The following is a 17,328-nucleotide window of genomic DNA, read 5'->3' as shown; positions in this document are numbered from 1 at the left end:
GGTCGAGGGCAGGCGCAGCGAGAGCGCCGCGGCCGGCGCCTGTTGCGCGCCCAGCAGCGCCAGCGCCTGGCTCGCGACGGCCAGCAGCGCCTCGCCCGCGGCGGTCAGCCGGAGCCCGGTCGCGTGCCGCAGGAACAGGGCATGGCCGGCATGCGCCTCGAGCTGCTGGATCTGGCGGCTGACGGCGCCCTGCGTGCGGCACAGATGCTCGGCGGCGCGGCTCACGCTACCGAGCCGCGCGGCCGCCACGAAGGCCTGGTAGGCCGGCAGCGGCGGCAGGGAGCGCGTGAGCGCGGCCAGCGGGTATGCATCGGCGGCATACCCGGCTTGCGGATTTTTCGATGGTTCGGACATGGCCGTTTCGCTATCGTCGCGGCTTCGGCTCCGGTCGCGATCCCGCGGCCGCGAAGGCCGCTCGAGCGAAGGAGACGGGACATGGAACAGACTTCGGCAGCACTATACACGGCGAGAATCCGCGCTTACCTGGGCGCGCTGGAGCGCGGCGACGCGGCCGCCCTGCTCGCGCTGTTCGCGCCCGGGGCGCGGGTCGTCTCGCCGCTCGCGGGCACCGCCGCGCCGGCGGACTTCTATCCGAAACTGTTCGCCGCTTCGAGCCCGAGCCGCATCACCCTGCTCGACATCGCCGTGAGCACGACCGGCTCGCCTCACGCCACCGCCTATTTCCAGTACGACTGGGTGCTGCGCGACGGCGCGGCGGCACCGTTCCGCTGTGTCGATGTGTTCGGCTTCGATGCCGAGGCGCGCATCGCCGAGCTGGTGATCGTCTACGACACGCATCCGATCCGCGAGGCGGTCGGCACGCAGTTCTCCTGATCCGGCGCCGCGCTCAGGCGCCCTCGCCCGCCTCGCCGAACCCCTGCGCGAAGGCCTCGCGCAGATAGGCCACAAAGGCCGTCACCACGCGCGGCACATGCGTCGCGTAGGGCCGCACCGCCAGCAACTGCTCGGCGAACACGCCCACCGGCCGCCACTCGGGCAGCACGCGCACCAGCGTGCCGGCCTGCAGCGCGGCCACCGCCGAGAAATCGGGCAGCAGCGCGATGCCGAGATCGTCGAGCGCCGCGTCGCGCAGCACCTCGCTGTTGTTGGCGCAGAACGGCCCGGCGATCGGCACCGTGACGCGCGCGGCGCGCTGACGGCGTGTGCCGGCGCGCTCGAAGGTCCAGGCCGCCGAATCGTGGCTGCGTGGATAGAACAGGCAATCGTGGCCGGCCAGTTCGTCGGGATGGCCCGGCCGGCCGCGCGCGGCCAGGTAGGCGGGCGTGGCCACCAGCAGCGACACGGTGCGGCACAGCTGCCAGGCCACGTGCGTCTCGGGCGCCGAGGCGCTGTGGCGGATCGCCAGGTCGTAACCCTCGGTGGCCAGCGACACCAGCCGATCCGACACGTCGAGCTGGATCCGCACCTCGGGATGGCGGCGCCGGAACTCGGCCAGGCGCGGCACCAGTTGCTGGCGCGCCAGCGCCACCGGCGCGCTCACGCGCAGGCTGCCGCGCACCACCTCGGCGGTATCGCGCACGCCGGAGAAGCTCTGCGCGATGCGATCGTAGAGCGGCCGCGTCTCGTCCACCAGATGCCGCCCCGCCTCGGTGAGCCGCACGCTGCGCGTGGTGCGCTGCACCAGCGGCACGCCGGCGGCGCGCTCGAGTTCGGCGATCTTCAGGCTCACGGCGGCCTTGCTCACGCCCAGGCGGCCCGCCGCGGCCGTGTAGCTGCCCTGGTCGGCCAGCACGGTCAGCCAGTGCAGGTGGGCCCACAGGCTTTCGATGGATTCGCTCGGCATGATGGATCGTGGATCGGTCGGATGATTGTTCAGTTTTTTAAACAATGATTTCACCGACAGTGTATATCCATCGCCCGGCCGGGCTCCTACACTGCCAGACATCGAACCGCCTTACCCTGGACATCCTGGAGGAGCCCATGAACGCCTACAACGATCGCAGCGACGTCGAACACTTCATCGGCGGCCAGCGCACCGCCGGCCACGGCCAGCGCTCGCAGCCCGTCTACAACCCGGCCACCGGCGACATCGCCCGCACGCTGCGCCTGGGCGACACGCGCGACGTGGACGCCGCGGTCGCGTCGGCCAAGCAGGCCTTCACCGGCTGGAGCAACACGCCGCCGATCCGCCGCGCGCGCGTCATGCTGCGCTTCCTGGAACTGATGAACCAGCGCCGCGACGAGCTGGCCGCGATCATCACGGCCGAGCACGGCAAGGTGTTCAGCGACGCGCAGGGCGAGGTCTCGCGCGGCATCGACGTGATCGAGTTCGCCTGCGGCATCCCGCAACTGCTCAAGGGCGACTACACGGAGCAGGTCTCGACCGGCATCGACAACTGGACCACCCGCCAGGCGCTCGGCGTGGTGGCCGGCATCACGCCGTTCAACTTCCCCTGCATGGTGCCGTGCTGGATGTTCCCGGTGGCGATCGCCGCCGGCAACGCCTTCATCCTCAAGCCCAGCGAGCGCGACCCTTCGGCCGCGCTGTTCATGGCCGGCCTGCTCAAGGAAGCCGGGCTGCCGGACGGCATCTTCAACGTGGTGCAGGGCGACAAGGAAGTGGTCGATGCGCTGCTCGAGCATCGCGACGTCAAGGCCGTCAGCTTCGTCGGCTCGACCCCGATCGCGAACTACATCTACGAGACCGGCGCCAAGCACGGCAAGCGCGTGCAGGCCCTGGGCGGCGCCAAGAACCACATGGTGGTGATGCCCGACGCGGATCTCGACACGGCCGTCGACGCGCTGATCGGCGCCGGCTACGGCTCGGCCGGCGAGCGCTGCATGGCGATCTCGGTGGCGGTGCTGGTGGGCGACGTGGCCGACAAGATCGTGCCGCGCCTGGCCGAGCGTGCCCGCACGCTGAAGATTGGCGACGGCATGAACGCCGAGTCGGAAATGGGCCCGATCGTCACGCGCCAGGCGCTGGAGCGTATCGAAGGCTATATCGGCCTGGGCGTCGAGGAAGGCGCCGAGCTGGTGGTGGACGGCCGCGGCCACAAGGTGCAAGGCCACGAGCACGGCTTCTTCACGGGCGGCACGCTGTTCGACCACGTCACGCCCGAGATGCGCATCTACAAGGAAGAGATCTTCGGCCCGGTGCTGGCCTGCGTGCGCGTCAAGGACATGGGCGAGGCGATCGACCTGATCAACGCCCACGAGTTCGGCAATGGCGTGGCCTGCTTCACGCGCGACGGCCACGTGGCGCGCGAGTTCGGCCGCCGCATCGAGGTGGGGATGGTCGGCATCAACGTGCCGATCCCGGTGCCGATGGCCTGGCACGGCTTCGGCGGCTGGAAGCGCAGCCTGTTCGGCGACATGCACGCCTACGGCGAGGAAGGCGTGCGCTTCTACACGCGCCAGAAGTCGATCATGCAGCGCTGGAACGAGAGCATCGAGAAGGGCGCGGAGTTCGCGATGCCGACCGCGAAGTAAGACTTCCAGGGCGATTGTTCGGGCTCGCGCAGCCCGCAACGAAAAAGGCCGGCAAGCGAACTTGCCGGCCTTTCCTCATCTCGGCCAGGGCGTCGCCGCCCCGCCCTCAAGCCATCACCACTCCACCACGATCTTGCCGAAGTGCCCGCCCTGCTCCTGCCAGCGGAACGCCTCGGCCAGTTCGCCGAACGCGAAGCTGCGGTCGATCACGGGACGGATCGCGGTGCGCTCGAGCGCGGCCACGTAGTCCTGCTGCTGGCGCCGGCTGCCGACGATCAGCCCTTGCAGGCGCGCCTGGCGCGCCATCAGCGCGGCGGTCGGCACCTCGCCCTGCATGCCGGTGAGCACGCCGATCAGCGAGATATGGCCGCCCACGCGCACCGCCTCGATCGATTGCGCGAGCGTGCCCGGCCCGCCCAGTTCGAGCACGTGGTCGACGCCGCGGCCGCCCGTCAGTTCGCGCGCCACCGCGCCCCATGCCGGCGTCTGCCGGTAGTTGATGGTGTGATGCGCGCCGAGCGCGCTGGCCTTTTCGAGCTTCTCGTCCGACGACGAGGTGACGATCACGGTCGCGCCCATCGCGCGGGCGATCTGCAGCGCGGCGATCGAGACGCCGCCGGTGCCGAGCGTGAGCACGGTGTCGCCGGCCTTCAGCGCGCCGTCACCCACCAGCGCGCGCCAGGCGGTCAGCCCGGCGGTGGTGAGGGTCGCGCTCTCGGCGGCACGCCAGCCGCGCGGCGCGTGCGTGAAGGCGCCGGCCGGGCGCACCACCACCTCGGTGGCGAAACCGTCGACGCCGTCGCCCGGCGTGCCGGCGAAATCGCCGACGGCCGGGTAGGCGGCACCGTCCACCCAATGCGGGAAGAACAGCGAGACCACCGCGTCGCCGGGCTGGAATTCGGTCACGCCCTCACCCACCGCCTCCACCACGCCGGCGCCGTCCGACATCAGCACGCGGCCGTCCTCGGTCGGGATGGCGCCCTTGGCGACCAGCAGGTCGTGGAAGTTGAGCGAGGTGGCATGCAGCGCGACGCGGACCTGGCCCGGGCCGGGCGCGCCCGGATCCGGCACGTCACGGATCTCGATGCGTTCGAGGCCGCCCGGTGCGCGCAGGACGGCGGCCTTCATGCCGGCCTCCCTTGCGCGGCGTGGCGGGCGTGAAGCGAAACGGGCTGGATGAGCGTGGACATGCAAGGCTCCTGGGGTTCGGTTGACGAAATGGCACGAAGTGGCACGAACGGCACGACGCGGCGAAGGCACGGTGCCCCGCTTCGAGGCACGCTTCGCCGCGCTTGCGGCAAGGGCCTAATGATCGCCTCCCGGGCGCCCCGCTGCCAACCGGAAATCGCGCGCAGCCTGCCGAGCCGCGTCGCGCGGGGCTCGGCGCGCCCGGCGCGACCTCCCATCCCGTACCGCGCCAAGGGGCTTTCGCGCGGCCTTCGGCGAGATCGGCGAAACCCGACTACAGTAACGATCCGGCGCGCGATCGGCCCCGTCGGCCGACGTGCCATGCTCGATGCCCGCCCCGCGCGCGGGCCGCCTTTGCCGCCTTGCCCTCGTCCCGTTTACTGCTGCTTTGCCGCCTTTCCCGGAGAACATCGCATGAGCCAGGATTCCGCCTACACCCCGCCCGCCGTCTGGACCCCTCGCGCGCCTTCGGGCGGCCAGTTCGCCAACATCAACCGCCCGGTGTCGGGCGCCACGCACGAACGGGAACTGCCGGTCGGCAAGCATCCGCTGCAGCTCTATTCGCTGGCGACCCCCAATGGCGTGAAGATCGGCGTGATGCTGGAGGAATTGCTCGCGCTGGGCCACGCGGGCGCCGAATACGACGCCTGGCTGATCCGCATCGACGGTGAGCAGTTCGGCAGCGGCTTCGTCGGCATCAATCCGAACTCGAAGATCCCGGCCCTGGTCGATCGCAGCGGCGCGCAGCCGGTGCGCGTGTTCGAATCGGGTTCGATCCTGCTGTACCTCGCCGACAAGTTCGGCGCGCTGGTGCCGAGCGACGCGGCCGCGCGCGCGGAAACGCTGAACTGGCTGTTCTGGCAGATGGGCTCGGCGCCCTATGTGGGCGGCGGTTTCGGGCATTTCTACGCCTACGCGCCGGAGAAGCTCGAATACCCGATCGACCGCTTCACGATGGAAACCAAGCGCCAGCTCGACGTGCTCGACAAGCTGCTGGCCGAGCGCCGCTACATCGCCGGCGACAGCTACACGATCGCCGACATCGCCATCTGGCCGTGGTACGGCGGCCTGGTGCTCGGCGACCTGTACGGCGCCGCCGAATTCCTCGACGTCAAACAGTACCAGCACCTGCTGCGCTGGGCCGAGGAGATCCGGGAACGCCCGGCGGTGAAGCGCGGGCGCCACGTCAATCGCGCGCGCGGCGACGAGGCCGAGCAGCAGCACGAGCGTCACAGCAGCGCCGACCTGGACCGCTTCGCGCCGGCGACGCGCGCCTGAGCATCGCCCGGGCATCATCCGGGCACGGCGTCGATCCAGGGATCGGCGCCGAGACGCCCCCCGCTCAGCCGAGCCGCAGCGACAGTTCCACGTCGCCGCCGAAGGGCGTCGACAGGTAACCCTGCGCGGGCGAGCGCACGCGCTCGAGATACTCGGGGCTGTGCTCGGCGTTGTCGGCGATCACGAAGGCGCCGGGACGCAGCCGGCTTTCCAGCAGCGCCAGCACCGCGGGATACAGCGACTTCGCGCCGTCGAGCAGCACCAGGTCGATCGACTCGGGCAGGTCGGCGGCCAGCGTGCGCAGCGCATCGCCCTCGCGGATCTCGACCAGGTCGGCCAGCCCGCCCTCGGCCAGGTTGCGGCGCGCGCGCTCGATCTTCGAGGGCTCGAACTCGCAACTGACGAGCCGGCCGCCGCCGTTGTCGCGCAGCGCGGCGGCCAGGTGCAGCGTCGAGATGCCGAACGAGGTGCCGAACTCGACGATATGGCGCGCCCCGGCGCCGCGCGCCAGTTGGTACAGCAGGATGCCGGTCTCGCGCGAGACCGGCAGCGGCAGGTCCTTCAGGCGCGCATAAAAATCGAGGTACTCGGTCTTGCTCTGCATCAGCCGCGTCAGTTCGCCGGGCGGCAGTTCGGCGACGGCGCGGCTCATCTGCGGCCTGGCGGCATCGGCTTCGGCGAACAGGCGTTCGAGCAGCGGTGCGAGCGGCGCGGTGGTCAGGGTGCTCATGAATGGATCACTCCGGTCGGGAGGGCGCGATGCGCGACGGCACCGCGCCCGATCAGTAGGATGACGAATCGATCCGGCGACGGGCCGCGATTCGATGGAGGTCGGCGCGACTCAGTCGTCGAAGCTGCCGCGATACTCGGGCGAGGCGTCGTCGCGCGTGTTCAGCTCGAACATCACGCCGCCGGGGGCGCGGCAGAAGAAACGCGAGCCGCGGCCGTTGTTGAAGATGTCGGTTTCCATCGGCACGCCCGCCTCCACCAGCCGCGCGCGCAGGGCCGTGACAGCCGCCAGGTCGGGCAGCTCGAATCCCGCGTGGAAGTTGCGGGGCCAGGCCGGCACCTCGTCGGCCGCGTGTTCGATCACCACGTCGAAGCCGGGACGCTTGAGGATGTAGGAGCGGTCCCAGGTGCCGGCGATGGTGAAGCCGAGATGGCGCTCGAAGAAGGCCGCCGTGGCCGTCGCGTCGGCCGAGGGGAAGCTCAGGTGGTTCAGTTTCATGCGGTGGGTGAAGTCGTTCATGATCGTGCTCGGGGTACGGGCGCTGGCCCCAATGCCAGCTGCCGATGACGATCAGAATACGAGCCCGCGCTCACATTCGGCTACTCGCATCGCGGCGGCGCGCCGAAGCGGCCCGCGAGCCGCGCCGTGGCGGGGTTTGGGCGAATCGGCCGGAGCGTGCCGGCCGCGCTTGCTCACATTTCGGCGGGTCGAGCCGCGCGTAGTCAGGCCGAAGGCCCGGCCGGCGCGGCAGCGGGCAGCAAGCCCAACTCCCTCAGATAACCGAACACGGCGGCGCGCAGGCGCGTCTCGAGGCTGGCGATGTCCTGCTCGCCGCGCGCGCCGGCGCTGTCGACCATGACGTGGATGATCTCGCCCAGATCGACGGCCGCATGCGCGGCGCGCGCATCGCCCGCCGGCAGCAGGCGCCGCAGGATCGCCGCCACCGGCGTGTCCATGCCGTCGCAGTCCACCGCGTCGCGCAGCGCGGGGCTCGCCTCCTGCTCGTCGAGCAGGCGCGCCAGCATCGGCCGCTGCAACTGCTGGCGCACGGCCGCGCCGATCAGCAGGCCGAGCGCCACCATGCCGTCGGGCTCCGCCATCGCCCGGTCCATGTCCTCGACGAAGCGCTGCGTCTCGCGCTGCATCAGGGCCACGGTCAGCGCGTCCTTGCCGGGGAAATACTGGTAGAGCGAGCCGATGCTGACGCCGGCCCGCTCGGCCACCGCATTGGTGTTGAAGCCCTCGATGCCGCGCGTCTCCAGCACCTGCGCGGCCGCCTCGACGATCGCGGCGACCGTCCCGGCCGCGCGCGGCTGGGTCGGGTTCTTGCGCGGTTGCAGGCGGGGGCGGCGGGGGCGGCGGGGACGGTCGGTCATCGGCGGGCGCGGGCGGGGACAGGATTCGCGCATTGTACAAAGGCGCGAGCGCCGGCGGGGTTCGAACTGGGCTCAAGGCGAGGTACGAAGCGGGCACCGCTCGAGGCGTGCTCAAAGCGGCTTCAAGACAGGCCCAGAGCCGGCCGCGCGGCGAATTCCGGCGCGGAACACCGTCGCCAGCCGGCGCCGCGCCGCCGCTCAGAGCTTGCCCAGGCGCTCGCGCATGGCCGCGGTGAGCCGCCGGCGCGCCGCCTCGTAGCCGTTCCAGGGATCGCGCCGCAGCGAGGCCAGCCGCTGCGGCACCTCGGCGATGGTCCATTGCGCGCCGCCGCGGGTATCGGGCAGCTCATCCCAATCGATCGGCACCGACACGCCCATCCCCGGCCGCGCCCGCGCCGACCAGGCCGCCACCGTGCTGGCGCCGCGCCCGTTGCGCAGGTAGTCGACGAAGATGCGGCCCTTGCGGTTCTGCGCGCCCATCTTCGCCGAGAAACGCTCCGGCGCGACGCCGGCCAGGTGCTGCGCCACCGCCTGCGAGAAATCGCGCGCCTGGTCCCAGGAAGCGTGGCGCGTGATCGGCACCACCAGGTGCAGGCCCTTGCCGCCGCTGGTCTTGCAGAAGCACGGCAGCCCCAGCGCGTCGAGCAGCGCGCGCAGCGCCTGGGCCGCCTCGATCATCGCGCGCCACGGCAAGGCCGGGTCGGGATCGAGGTCGAACACCAGCCGGTCGGGCCGCTCGATGCGGTCCACGCAGGCATTCCAGGTGTGGAATTCGAGCGCGTCGAACTGCGCGGCGCCGACCAGCGCCTCGCGATCGTCGAGCGTGATCAGCGCGTCGTGCCCGGGATCGAGGCCGGGGTGGCGCGTGACGAAGCCCATGCCGCGCGGGCCCGCGTGCTTCTGGAAGAAGGACGGCCCGTCGATGCCCTTCATGTAGCGCACCAGCGAAACCGGCCGTCCCGCGAGCTGCGGCAGCAGGTGCTCGGCGATCGCCGCGTAATAGCGGACCACGTCGATCTTGCGCAGGCCGCTCTCGGTATCGACCACGCGCTCGGGATGCGTGACGCGCACGCCCGCCACCGTGGCGTCGTCGTTCCTGCCGGTGGCGCGGTTCGCGGCCTTGCCGCGCGAGCGCGAGCCCGGCGCCTGATGATCGGTCCTCATCCTGCCTCCTGTCGGTTGCCCGCCGGCGGGCGCAGCCGTTTCCCTGACGATCTGCCCGGCCGGCTTGTCCTCGCGCAAGGCGATGAAGGCAGCCTGCCGGACCAGGCCGTCGGCGGTCCAGCCCGCGAACTCGCATTCGGCCACCAGCCGCGGCTCGACCCAGTGCACCGCGTCGCCGCGTTCGGCCGGCGGCAGCGCGAACGGCGCGTCGCCGCGTTCGATCTTTCGCAGCCTGGCCGCGATCGCGTCGAGCGCGCGCCGATCGAACCCGGTGCCGACGCGGCCGACATAAGCCAGCTCGCCGGCACGGCGACGCCCTTGCGCGGGCCGCTCGTGCACGCCGAGCAGCAACGCGCCGAATCCGCTGCGGCTGCCGCGCGGCTCGCTGAAGCCGCCGATCACGAATTCCTGGCGCTGGCGGCACTTCAGCTTGATCCACGACGCGCTGCGCCCGGCGCGATAAGGGCTGTCGGCGCGCTTGCCGATCAGGCCTTCGAGGCCGGCCCGTGCCGCCGCGGCGAGCAGCTCGGCCGGCTCGCCCTCGAGCGTCGGCGAAAGCTGCACGGCTTGCCCGCCCGCGTCGCCGAAACACGCCGCCAGCCGCTCGCGGCGCGTATCGAGCGGCAGGTCGGCCAGCGCCCTGCCATCGAGAAAGGGCAGGTCGAACACGAAGAACACGATGGCGGCGTCCTCGCCGGCCGACAGCGCCTGCTGCAGGGCCCCGAAATCGGGCAGGCCGCGCGCGTCGAGCACCACGGCCTCGGCGTCCAGCCAGGCGTTGTTCACCGGCAGGTCGGCGAGCGCGGCGCATTGCCGGCGGAATTTCGCGCTCCAGTCCTTGCCCTCGCGCGTGAACACCTGCACCGAGCGTCGGCGGCCGCGGCCGGCAATGCGGATCAGCACGCGATAGCCGTCGAACTTCATCTCGTAGCGCCAGTCCTCGCCCTCGGGCGGCGCGGCCACGAGCGTCGCCAACTGCGGCGCGAGCGTGGCCGGCAGGGCCTCGCGCCGGCCGGCGCGATCCGCCGCGCGCTTGCCGCGTGGCGGTGGTGCGCCGCGCTTCTCGGCGTGCGTTTCGGCGTGCTTCTCGGCGTGCTTCTCGGCGTGCTTGTCGCCATGCATTTCGGCACGCTCGCCGGCACGCTTGGACGCCGCCGTGGCCGGCTGCTTGCGCGCGGCCTTGATGCGCTCGCCGCCCGGCGAGCCCGCCTGCTCGTCGCGCGCCTTGATCAGCAGCCACGACGACTTGCCGTTGCGCTCGGGAAGATGCGTGCGCACCAGCGACCAGCGTCCATGCAGACGACGGCCCTCGAGTTCGAAACTGAGCTTGCCCTCGCGATAGCCGCGCCGCGCGCCGGCGATACCGCCATCGGGCCGCCAGACGCCCTGGTCGTCGATGCGCACGCTGCCCGCGCCGTAGTGGCCGGGCGGTATCTCGCCCTCGAAGCCGGCATAGTCGAGCGGGTGATCCTCGACATGCACCGCGAGCCGCTTCTCGGCCGGTTCGGTGCTCGGCCCCTTCGGCACCGCCCAGGACTTCAGCACGCCGTCGAGTTCGAGGCGGAAGTCGTAATGCAGGCGCCGCGCGTGATGCTCCTGCACCACGAAGTGCAACTCGCGCTCGGAATCGTGGCGCGGGCGCGCCTGGGCGCCGCGCTTGCCGGCCGGTTCCGGGCTCGCGTCGAAGCGGCGTTTGCGCTGGTATTCGGCGAGCTTGCTGGCCATCGGTGGCGATCCTCCTCGCGCGTGCCTCAGGCGGCGCGCTTGTGGCCGGTGCCGGCCGCCGCGCCCTTGCGCGTCGCCGTCGGCCCGGCGGCCTTCGCCTTGCGCTTCGCGCTACCGGCGGTGGTCGGCTTCGATTTCGAAGCGGTCGATTTCCTTGCCGCGGTGGGCTTGGCAGCCGACTTGCGCGCGGCGGCGCCCTTCGTTGCCTTCGCGTCCTTCGCTGCCTTGGTGGCCTTGGTGGCCTTGGTGGCCTTGGTGGCCTTCGCGGCCTTTCCGTTCCTCGCCGCGCCCGCCGCCTTGCCGGCACGCTTGCGCGGCGCCGCCTCCCCTGCCTCGCCATCGCGAGCCGAGCCGCGACGCCCTCCACCACCTCCGAGACTGCGCCGCAGCAGCTCGGTCAGGTCGAGCACGTTCGAACCCGTCGTCGACGGTCGGGTCTCGTGCGGCGTCTCGATGGTCTTCGACTTGCCCGCCTTCACCTTGCGATCGACCAGGGCGAGGATGTCCTCGCGAAACGTGTCGCGATACTCGTCGGGCTGCCAGTCGCCCGACATGTCCTCGATCAGCTTCTGCGCCATCTTGCGCTCCCTCGCGCTGAGGCTCTCGCCGCGTTCGCGCTTGCCGCCCACCCGCAGCTCGTCGAGCGGGCGCAACTCGTCCTGCCAGCGCAGCGTGTCGAGCGCGAGCACCGGGCCCACCGGGATCAGCGCGGCCAGATGCTGCCGGTCGCGCATCACCACCAGCGCGATGCCGATCCGCCCGGTCTCGACCAGCGCGTCGCGCAACAGCGCATAGACCTTCTCGCCATGGCGGTCCGGCACCAGATAATAAGGCGTGTCGAGATAGAGGAAGGAGACGGCCGAGGCCTCCACGAAGGTGAGAATGTCGACGCTCTGCGTCGACTCGGGATTGGCCGCGCGGATCTCCTCATCGCTGAGGACCACGTAGCGTTCCTTCTCGTATTCGTAGCCGCGCACGATATCGTCGTGCGCGACCTCGCGGCCGGTGCGCTTGTTGACGCGACGGTAGCCGATCGGGTCCATCGAGCGGCGATCAAGCATCCGGAACGAGGGCTTGACGGTGCGCGTGGCCGGCACCAGTTGCACCGGCACGTGGACCAGGCCGAAGCTGACCGCGCCCTTCCATATCATCGACGGCATGCACGGCTCCTGTAGGTGGTGGGACCGCGAGCGCCGCGCCGGCCGCATCGCGATCGAGCATCGATACGACACAAGCCAACGCAAGCCGCGTGCCATCCACACTCGCGCGACACGCCGCGCTCGCCCGCCCCGCCGCTGCCGCCGGCCCGGGCCTACATCATCTTGCCGCGCGCGCGTGCAGCCTGCGCCGCATCGGCCGCGGGCGCGCCGTCGCGCCCCGTCTCGGGCGGCGGCAGGACGGCCGGGAAACCCATCGCGGCGAGCCACATGCCGCGCGCCCATTCCCGGGTGCGATACAGACGATGATCCTCCTGCGCTGCCACCGCATCGTGCGCCTCCCTCAGTAAGCTGGCCGCGTCGCCGGACAGTTGCTCCGCCGCCCGGCCGATCAATTCCCAGTTCAGGTTCCGCTTGGTTTCGGCCAGCAGCACGCATTCGGCGGCGATGATCTGCGCATCCGCCGGCGAGGCGTTGCGGCGCGCCAGCTCGATCACGTTGACCAGCGCCTTGCCGGTCTCGGCCACCGCGAGCCGGCCCGGCGTCTGGATCAGTTCGTCGAGCCCGAGGCCGCGGAAGATCGCGCGCAGCATGTCCTGGTGATGCAGGCTCTGCCGATGATGGCGCTCCCAGGTCTCGTGCAGGGCGGGATCGTGCACGCAGGACAGGGCCGCGCGATACACCTGGGCGCCGCCGAGTTCGGCTTCGAACGCCTGGTACAGCAATTCGTGCACACCGCGATGTCTGGCCTTGCCGTGAAACATGATGCCCTCCGAAAAACAGTTGCCGGCTCGCAAGACGATGCCAAGCCCGCCTGGCCCCGATTGCCGCAAGCCCCGTGCCGCCGACGCGCCGTAACGCGCCCGCGCCCTTCCACGCCGGCACCCGCGATCCCCGCCCGCCCGGCGCGAAAAAGCTGCATGCGCTTGTAAAAAGGTCAGAGCCCGGTGTGGCCGCGACGGCAACCGGGCGGCGCGCCGATGGCATGCGGATTGCGAATCGAAGCATGTTCGACCGGTTCGGATCGGTCCCCGTCGACGGCTTGCTGCGTCCCGCCGATCCGCCCCTTTCCGTTGCGGTGCAGCAGCCCGTCATGGGAGCCGCCCGCGCCCTTATCGAGGAACCGCGATGAAAACCGACACCCCAGCTTCGACCGATACGCCCAAGGAAGCGTCCAGCGGCCCCCCCAGCGGGCCGCTGGTCCGCTTCCACGGCCAGGCCCCGAGCGGCGAGCATCCGATCCCGGGCCACCGTTTCGAGGGCGTGGGCGTGCGCGCCACCGACGGCGCCGACATCGGCCACGTCAGCGACGTGCTGCTCGACCTCGGCCACGGGCGCATCACGCACGTGCTGGTCACCACCGCCGAGGGCCATCCGGACCGCGTGATCGCAATCCCCTGGCAGGCGCTGTCCGCCGACACCGAAGGCCAGGGACTGGCCGTCGCGGCGACCGCCGAACGCGTGCTGGCCGCGCCGCCCTTCGACAACCAAGGCGGTTCCGCCGCGCAACACGAGGAATGGGTCGCCGCCGTCGACCGGCATTTCGGCAAGCCGGCCTGAAGGCATCGCCGGGCGCATCGACCGCCGGCATGCGTAACGCTGTCGGCCGATGCGAAGCGTTGGCGCGCCGGCCCCTGATGCGGGGCCGGCACGGCTGCGCCTTCGCACGCTTTCAAGCTCGCGTGCCGATGCCGCGGCGAATCGTGTAAGGTCGCTTTTTTTACCCTCGCGAGACCGCCATGCCGGCATTCGAACCCGTGACCATCACCACCCGCCGGCTGCGCCTGCGCCCGATGCGCGAGGACGACTGGCGCGCCGGCTTCGCGCTGTGGTCCGATGCCGATGCGATGCGTTATTTCTCGTTCCCGCCGATGACCGATCCCGCCCAGGCGATCGAGCGCACCTCGCGCCTGGCGGCGCGCTCGGCCCATGGCGAGGATCTGGTGTGCGTGGTGGAGTTGCTGGCGACCGGCGAGCCGATCGGCGACTGCAGCCTGTTCGATCACGACGCGCAATGCCGCCGCGCGCAGATCGGCTTTTCGCTGCAACGTCGTTGCTGGCGCAACGGTTATATGACGGAGGCGGGATCGGCCCTGCTAGACCACGCCTTCGATACGGTGGGACTGCGCCGGCTCGAGGCCGACATCGATCCGCGCAATGAGGCTTCGGCGCGCGTGCTGGAACGGCTCGGCTTCGTGCGCGAGGGGCTGCTGCGCGAGCGCTGGCAGGTTGGCGACGACGTATCGGACAGCGCGATCTATGGCCTGCTCGCCAAGGACCCTCGCCCCGTCGCGGCCGCGACGCCCTCGTTGAGCGACCTGGCCGGCCGCTGAGCCGCGCGCCGCGCGGCAGCTCCAGCCGGCCGCCGCGCCCGTTTCCCGATCAACGATAGAACACGTAGCGAGCCAGGTAGGGCGTGCTGCCCTCCTGGTGCTCGCTGGCGCAAGGCGCGCTCGGCGCCAGGCCGCCGACGGTGTTCAGGCGCTGCACGTAGCGCACCTCGGCCAGCATCCCCGCGCCGCCGGTGCCGTGCGTCTCCAGCAGCAGTTGCGGGATGCTGCCCGGCGTATCGCTGGGCTTTTGCGCCAGCACGCGGCCGACCACGCGGCTGCCGTCGCCGGCTTCCCAGGACGGCCCCGCGCCGTGCAGCACGACTTCCCTGCCGCTCGCGTCGTAGAGCATCGCCGAGGGGCGCTTGAAGTTCCATTGCAGCTGATGCTGCGCATTGAACTCGCAACTGTAGATCTGCACGCCCGAGGCTTCGAGCGCCGCCAGTTGCTGGCCCGCGGGCGGCTCGATCGAGGCGCCCGCCACCGCCGGCGTGGCGCCGGCCGTCGGCGCCATCGCGCAGGCGCCGAGCGCGAGCATCGCCGCCGCGGCCAACAGCGCCGAGGCGCCGGTTTTCAGGATTGGTTTCGACATCGCTGCTTCCTCAGGATCGCGCGTGCTCAGACGCGCTCGAAGTTCGCCGAGGCGAACGCCCAGTTCAGGTGACGCGAGACCGTCGCGACCAGGTAGTCGGGGCGGCGGTTCTGGTAATCGAGGTAGTAGGCGTGTTCCCAGACGTCGACCGTCAGCAAGGGCGCCGCGCCGCGCGTGAACGGCGTCTCGGCATTGCCGGTCTTGACCACCGCCAGCTCGCCGCCGTCCAGCACCAGCCAGCCCCAGCCGCTGCCGAACTGCGAGGCCGAGGTGGCCACCAGCGCCTTGGTGAGCGCCTCCATCGAGCCGAACTTGCGCTCGATCGCGGCCTTCAGCTTCTCGCTCGGCGCGCTCGCCTCGGGCGCCAGCGAGTTCCAGTAGAAGTTGTGGTTCCAGGCCTGGGCGGCGTTGTTGAACACGTCGGCCATCTCCGGCACGCCGTGCGACTGCATGATCACCTGTTCGAGCGAGGCCTGCTGCAGCGGCGTGCCGGCCAGCAGCTTGTGCAGGTTGTCGAAGTAGGCGCGGTGATGCTTGCCGTAATGAAAGCCGATGGTGCGCGCCGAGATGGTGGGCTCCAGCGCGTTCTCGGCATAGGGCAGCGGCGGCAGCGTCTGCGGCGAGCTGCCCAGGAAGGCCGGCACGGTACGCAGCACCGGCGCGCCGGCGCCGGCCGTCTCGGCGCGCGACATCTCGCCGAAGGCCACGCGCGACAGCGCGAGCCCGAGCGAGGCGAAGGACAGGCCGCCCAGCAGGCGGCGACGCGAAAGATTCGAATTCAGCATGGCCAGGACCTCGTATGTGTGGGTTGAGCGCCGGGCGCGCCGGTTTGGCCTGCGGTGCGTCCGATATCCCCAGAACACCCGATCTCGTGCCGCTATTCCATCGGACCGGGCTGATTTTCGGTCTCGCCCGCCCGTTTCTTTACACCTCGCCAACACCCCGAAACACGATGGAATAAATTCCGGCGCCTCGTGTTTTGCACTCGACGAACGCGTGTTCCGCAGCCGATGTCGGGGGACACGGTGGCCCGAAAGGCCCGCGCCGTCCTTGCGTCTGTCCGGCCGATTCGTGCCCGGCCGGACCGGTAGCCCAACTTATCCATCAGGAATCCATCATGAAAGTGAAACGCATTGCAGCCCTGGCCGCGCTGGCCGCCGTCACGGCCTTCACGCTCGCCGCATGCGGTGGCGGAGACGACAACAGCACCCCGCCCGCGAGCACCACCCCGCCGCCGCCGGCGCTGAAGACCCAGTTCAAGTCGACCACCCTGGTGTCGGACGGCAGCGCCACCGCCGCCAACATCGACCCGAACCTGAAGAACGGCTGGGGCATTGCGTTCAACCCGACCGGCGTGATGTGGGTCTCGGACAACAACACGCACCTGTCGACGCTCTATGACGGCAACGGCGTGCCGCAATCGCTGGTGGTGACGATCCCGGCGAACGCCGCCGGCACCGCCGCGGGCCCGACCGGCATCGTGTTCAACAAGACCGCCGCCGACTTCCAGATCAGCGCGAACGGCGGCGCGGCCAGCAATGCCGTGTTCATGTGGGCCACCGACGCCGGCACGATCGCCGCGTGGTCGCCCAAGGTGCTGCCGACCCAGGCCGTCAACGCCTATGACGACGGCACCGGCGGCGCGGTCTACAAGGGCCTCGCGATCGGCGTGAACGGCGGCGCGAACGTGATCTACGCGACCGACTTCCACAACAAGAAGGTCGACACCTTCGACCGCGCCTTCAACAAGATCCTGGTCGGCAAGTTCGTCGACCCGAACCTGCCGGCCGGCTTCTCGCCGTTCGGCATCGCGGCGATCGGCAATACCGTCTACGTCTCGTACGCGGTGCTCGGCAGCAACGGCAAGACCCAGGTCAACGGCGCGGGCAACGGCGTGGTCGACGCGTTCGACACGGCCGGCAACTTCGTCAAGCGCATCGCCACCGGCGGCACGCTGAACTCGCCGTGGGGCATGGTGATCGCGCCGTCGAACTTCGGCTCGGCCAGCAACGACCTGCTGGTCGGCAACTTCGGCGACGGCACCGTCGACGTGTTCGACCCGAACAGCAACGCGCTGATCGGCGCGCTGCCGAACCCGGACGGCTCGACCTTCAAGCAGGCCGGCATCTGGGGCATGTCGTTCGGCAACAATGCCGCCAACCAGCCGAGCAACACGCTGTTCTACGCGGCCGGCCCGACGCCGACCACCGGCGTCTACGGCCGCATCGACGTCACGCCGTGACCTGGGCGACGCGCCGGGCTGCCCGCCATGCGGCGCGTCCGGCGCCACCCGGGCGGCATCGGCGCGCGCGCCTCGCGGCGCCGCCCGATGCCG

At 70.8% G+C, this 17,328-nt stretch carries 17 protein-coding genes; 6 read left to right on the top strand and 11 right to left on the bottom strand.

Going from position 1 to position 17,328, the window contains the following annotated elements:
• Positions 1–354: LysR family transcriptional regulator (locus tag F3J10_RS27875; RefSeq protein WP_167243461.1), on the bottom strand; the 354-nt coding region annotated here is incomplete at its 3' end.
• A gap of 81 nt (positions 355–435) precedes the next feature.
• Between F3J10_RS27875 and F3J10_RS27870 the strand changes: the two genes are divergently transcribed.
• On the top strand, positions 436–834 hold the full coding sequence (locus tag F3J10_RS27870) for a nuclear transport factor 2 family protein (RefSeq protein WP_103691065.1): 399 nt from the start codon (positions 436–438) through the stop codon (positions 832–834).
• Positions 835–847: 13 nt separating this feature from the next.
• Here the strand turns inward: F3J10_RS27870 and F3J10_RS27865 are convergent, their stop codons facing one another.
• Positions 848–1,804: a LysR family transcriptional regulator gene (locus F3J10_RS27865; protein ID WP_025099696.1), complete on the bottom strand. Its 957-nt coding sequence runs from the start codon at positions 1,802–1,804 to the stop codon at positions 848–850.
• Positions 1,805–1,941: 137 nt separating this feature from the next.
• Between F3J10_RS27865 and F3J10_RS27860 the strand changes: the two genes are divergently transcribed.
• Positions 1,942–3,453, top strand: coding sequence for a CoA-acylating methylmalonate-semialdehyde dehydrogenase (locus F3J10_RS27860; RefSeq protein WP_167243460.1), 1,512 nt, complete (start codon positions 1,942–1,944; stop codon positions 3,451–3,453).
• Between the two features lie 114 nt (positions 3,454–3,567).
• Here the strand turns inward: F3J10_RS27860 and F3J10_RS27855 are convergent, their stop codons facing one another.
• Positions 3,568–4,581 carry an NAD(P)-dependent alcohol dehydrogenase gene (locus F3J10_RS27855; RefSeq protein WP_025099693.1) on the bottom strand — a complete coding sequence of 338 codons (1,014 nt, stop codon included), beginning with the start codon at positions 4,579–4,581 and terminating at the stop codon, positions 3,568–3,570.
• Positions 4,582–5,055: 474 nt separating this feature from the next.
• Here F3J10_RS27855 and yghU point away from each other — a divergent pair, with 474 nt between their 5' ends.
• Positions 5,056–5,919, top strand: coding sequence for a glutathione-dependent disulfide-bond oxidoreductase (yghU, locus tag F3J10_RS27850; protein ID WP_025099692.1), 864 nt, complete (start codon positions 5,056–5,058; stop codon positions 5,917–5,919).
• Between the two features lie 64 nt (positions 5,920–5,983).
• On the opposite strand, the gene F3J10_RS27845 is transcribed toward yghU, so the two are convergent.
• The 6 genes from F3J10_RS27845 to F3J10_RS27820 form a co-directional block, all read right to left on the bottom strand.
• The gene (locus F3J10_RS27845) at positions 5,984–6,649 is read right to left on the bottom strand and encodes an O-methyltransferase (protein ID WP_036034222.1); all 666 of its coding nucleotides are present in this window, start codon (positions 6,647–6,649) and stop codon (positions 5,984–5,986) included.
• Between the two features lie 111 nt (positions 6,650–6,760).
• Positions 6,761–7,147, bottom strand: coding sequence for a VOC family protein (locus tag F3J10_RS27840; RefSeq protein WP_167234265.1), 387 nt, complete (start codon positions 7,145–7,147; stop codon positions 6,761–6,763).
• A gap of 224 nt (positions 7,148–7,371) precedes the next feature.
• Complete coding sequence (locus F3J10_RS27835) at positions 7,372–8,025, bottom strand: TetR/AcrR family transcriptional regulator (protein ID WP_167243459.1); 654 nt, start codon at positions 8,023–8,025, stop codon at positions 7,372–7,374.
• 198 nt (positions 8,026–8,223) lie between these two features.
• Complete coding sequence (ligD, locus tag F3J10_RS27830) at positions 8,224–10,914, bottom strand: DNA ligase D (RefSeq protein WP_167243458.1); 2,691 nt, start codon at positions 10,912–10,914, stop codon at positions 8,224–8,226.
• Positions 10,915–10,940: 26 nt separating this feature from the next.
• The gene (locus F3J10_RS27825; protein WP_167243457.1) at positions 10,941–12,074 is read right to left on the bottom strand and encodes a Ku protein; all 1,134 of its coding nucleotides are present in this window, start codon (positions 12,072–12,074) and stop codon (positions 10,941–10,943) included.
• A gap of 152 nt (positions 12,075–12,226) precedes the next feature.
• Positions 12,227–12,835 carry a hypothetical protein gene (locus F3J10_RS27820; RefSeq protein ID WP_167243456.1) on the bottom strand — a complete coding sequence of 203 codons (609 nt, stop codon included), beginning with the start codon at positions 12,833–12,835 and terminating at the stop codon, positions 12,227–12,229.
• Between the two features lie 364 nt (positions 12,836–13,199).
• Here F3J10_RS27820 and F3J10_RS27815 point away from each other — a divergent pair, with 364 nt between their 5' ends.
• Both F3J10_RS27815 and F3J10_RS27810 read left to right on the top strand, forming a co-directional pair.
• Positions 13,200–13,631: a PRC-barrel domain-containing protein gene (locus F3J10_RS27815; protein WP_167243455.1), complete on the top strand. Its 432-nt coding sequence runs from the start codon at positions 13,200–13,202 to the stop codon at positions 13,629–13,631.
• A gap of 179 nt (positions 13,632–13,810) precedes the next feature.
• Positions 13,811–14,404, top strand: coding sequence for a GNAT family N-acetyltransferase (locus F3J10_RS27810; protein ID WP_167243454.1), 594 nt, complete (start codon positions 13,811–13,813; stop codon positions 14,402–14,404).
• 49 nt (positions 14,405–14,453) lie between these two features.
• Here the strand turns inward: F3J10_RS27810 and F3J10_RS27805 are convergent, their stop codons facing one another.
• Complete coding sequence (locus F3J10_RS27805) at positions 14,454–14,993, bottom strand: DUF3455 domain-containing protein (RefSeq protein WP_167243453.1); 540 nt, start codon at positions 14,991–14,993, stop codon at positions 14,454–14,456.
• A gap of 26 nt (positions 14,994–15,019) precedes the next feature.
• Positions 15,020–15,625 carry a superoxide dismutase gene (locus tag F3J10_RS27800; RefSeq protein ID WP_185767469.1) on the bottom strand — a complete coding sequence of 202 codons (606 nt, stop codon included), beginning with the start codon at positions 15,623–15,625 and terminating at the stop codon, positions 15,020–15,022.
• Positions 15,626–16,110: 485 nt separating this feature from the next.
• Between F3J10_RS27800 and F3J10_RS27795 the strand changes: the two genes are divergently transcribed.
• A complete protein-coding gene (locus F3J10_RS27795; protein WP_013697262.1) occupies positions 16,111–17,235 on the top strand; it encodes a TIGR03118 family protein in 1,125 nt (374 codons plus the stop codon).
• Positions 17,236–17,328 lie beyond the last annotated feature (93 nt).

Origin of the sequence: Burkholderia sp. Cy-637 (assembly GCF_011753175.1) — a bacterium.
Classification (GTDB): domain Bacteria; phylum Pseudomonadota; class Gammaproteobacteria; order Burkholderiales; family Burkholderiaceae; genus Burkholderia; species Burkholderia gladioli.
This window is presented reverse-complemented; position numbering and strand designations above follow the sequence as displayed.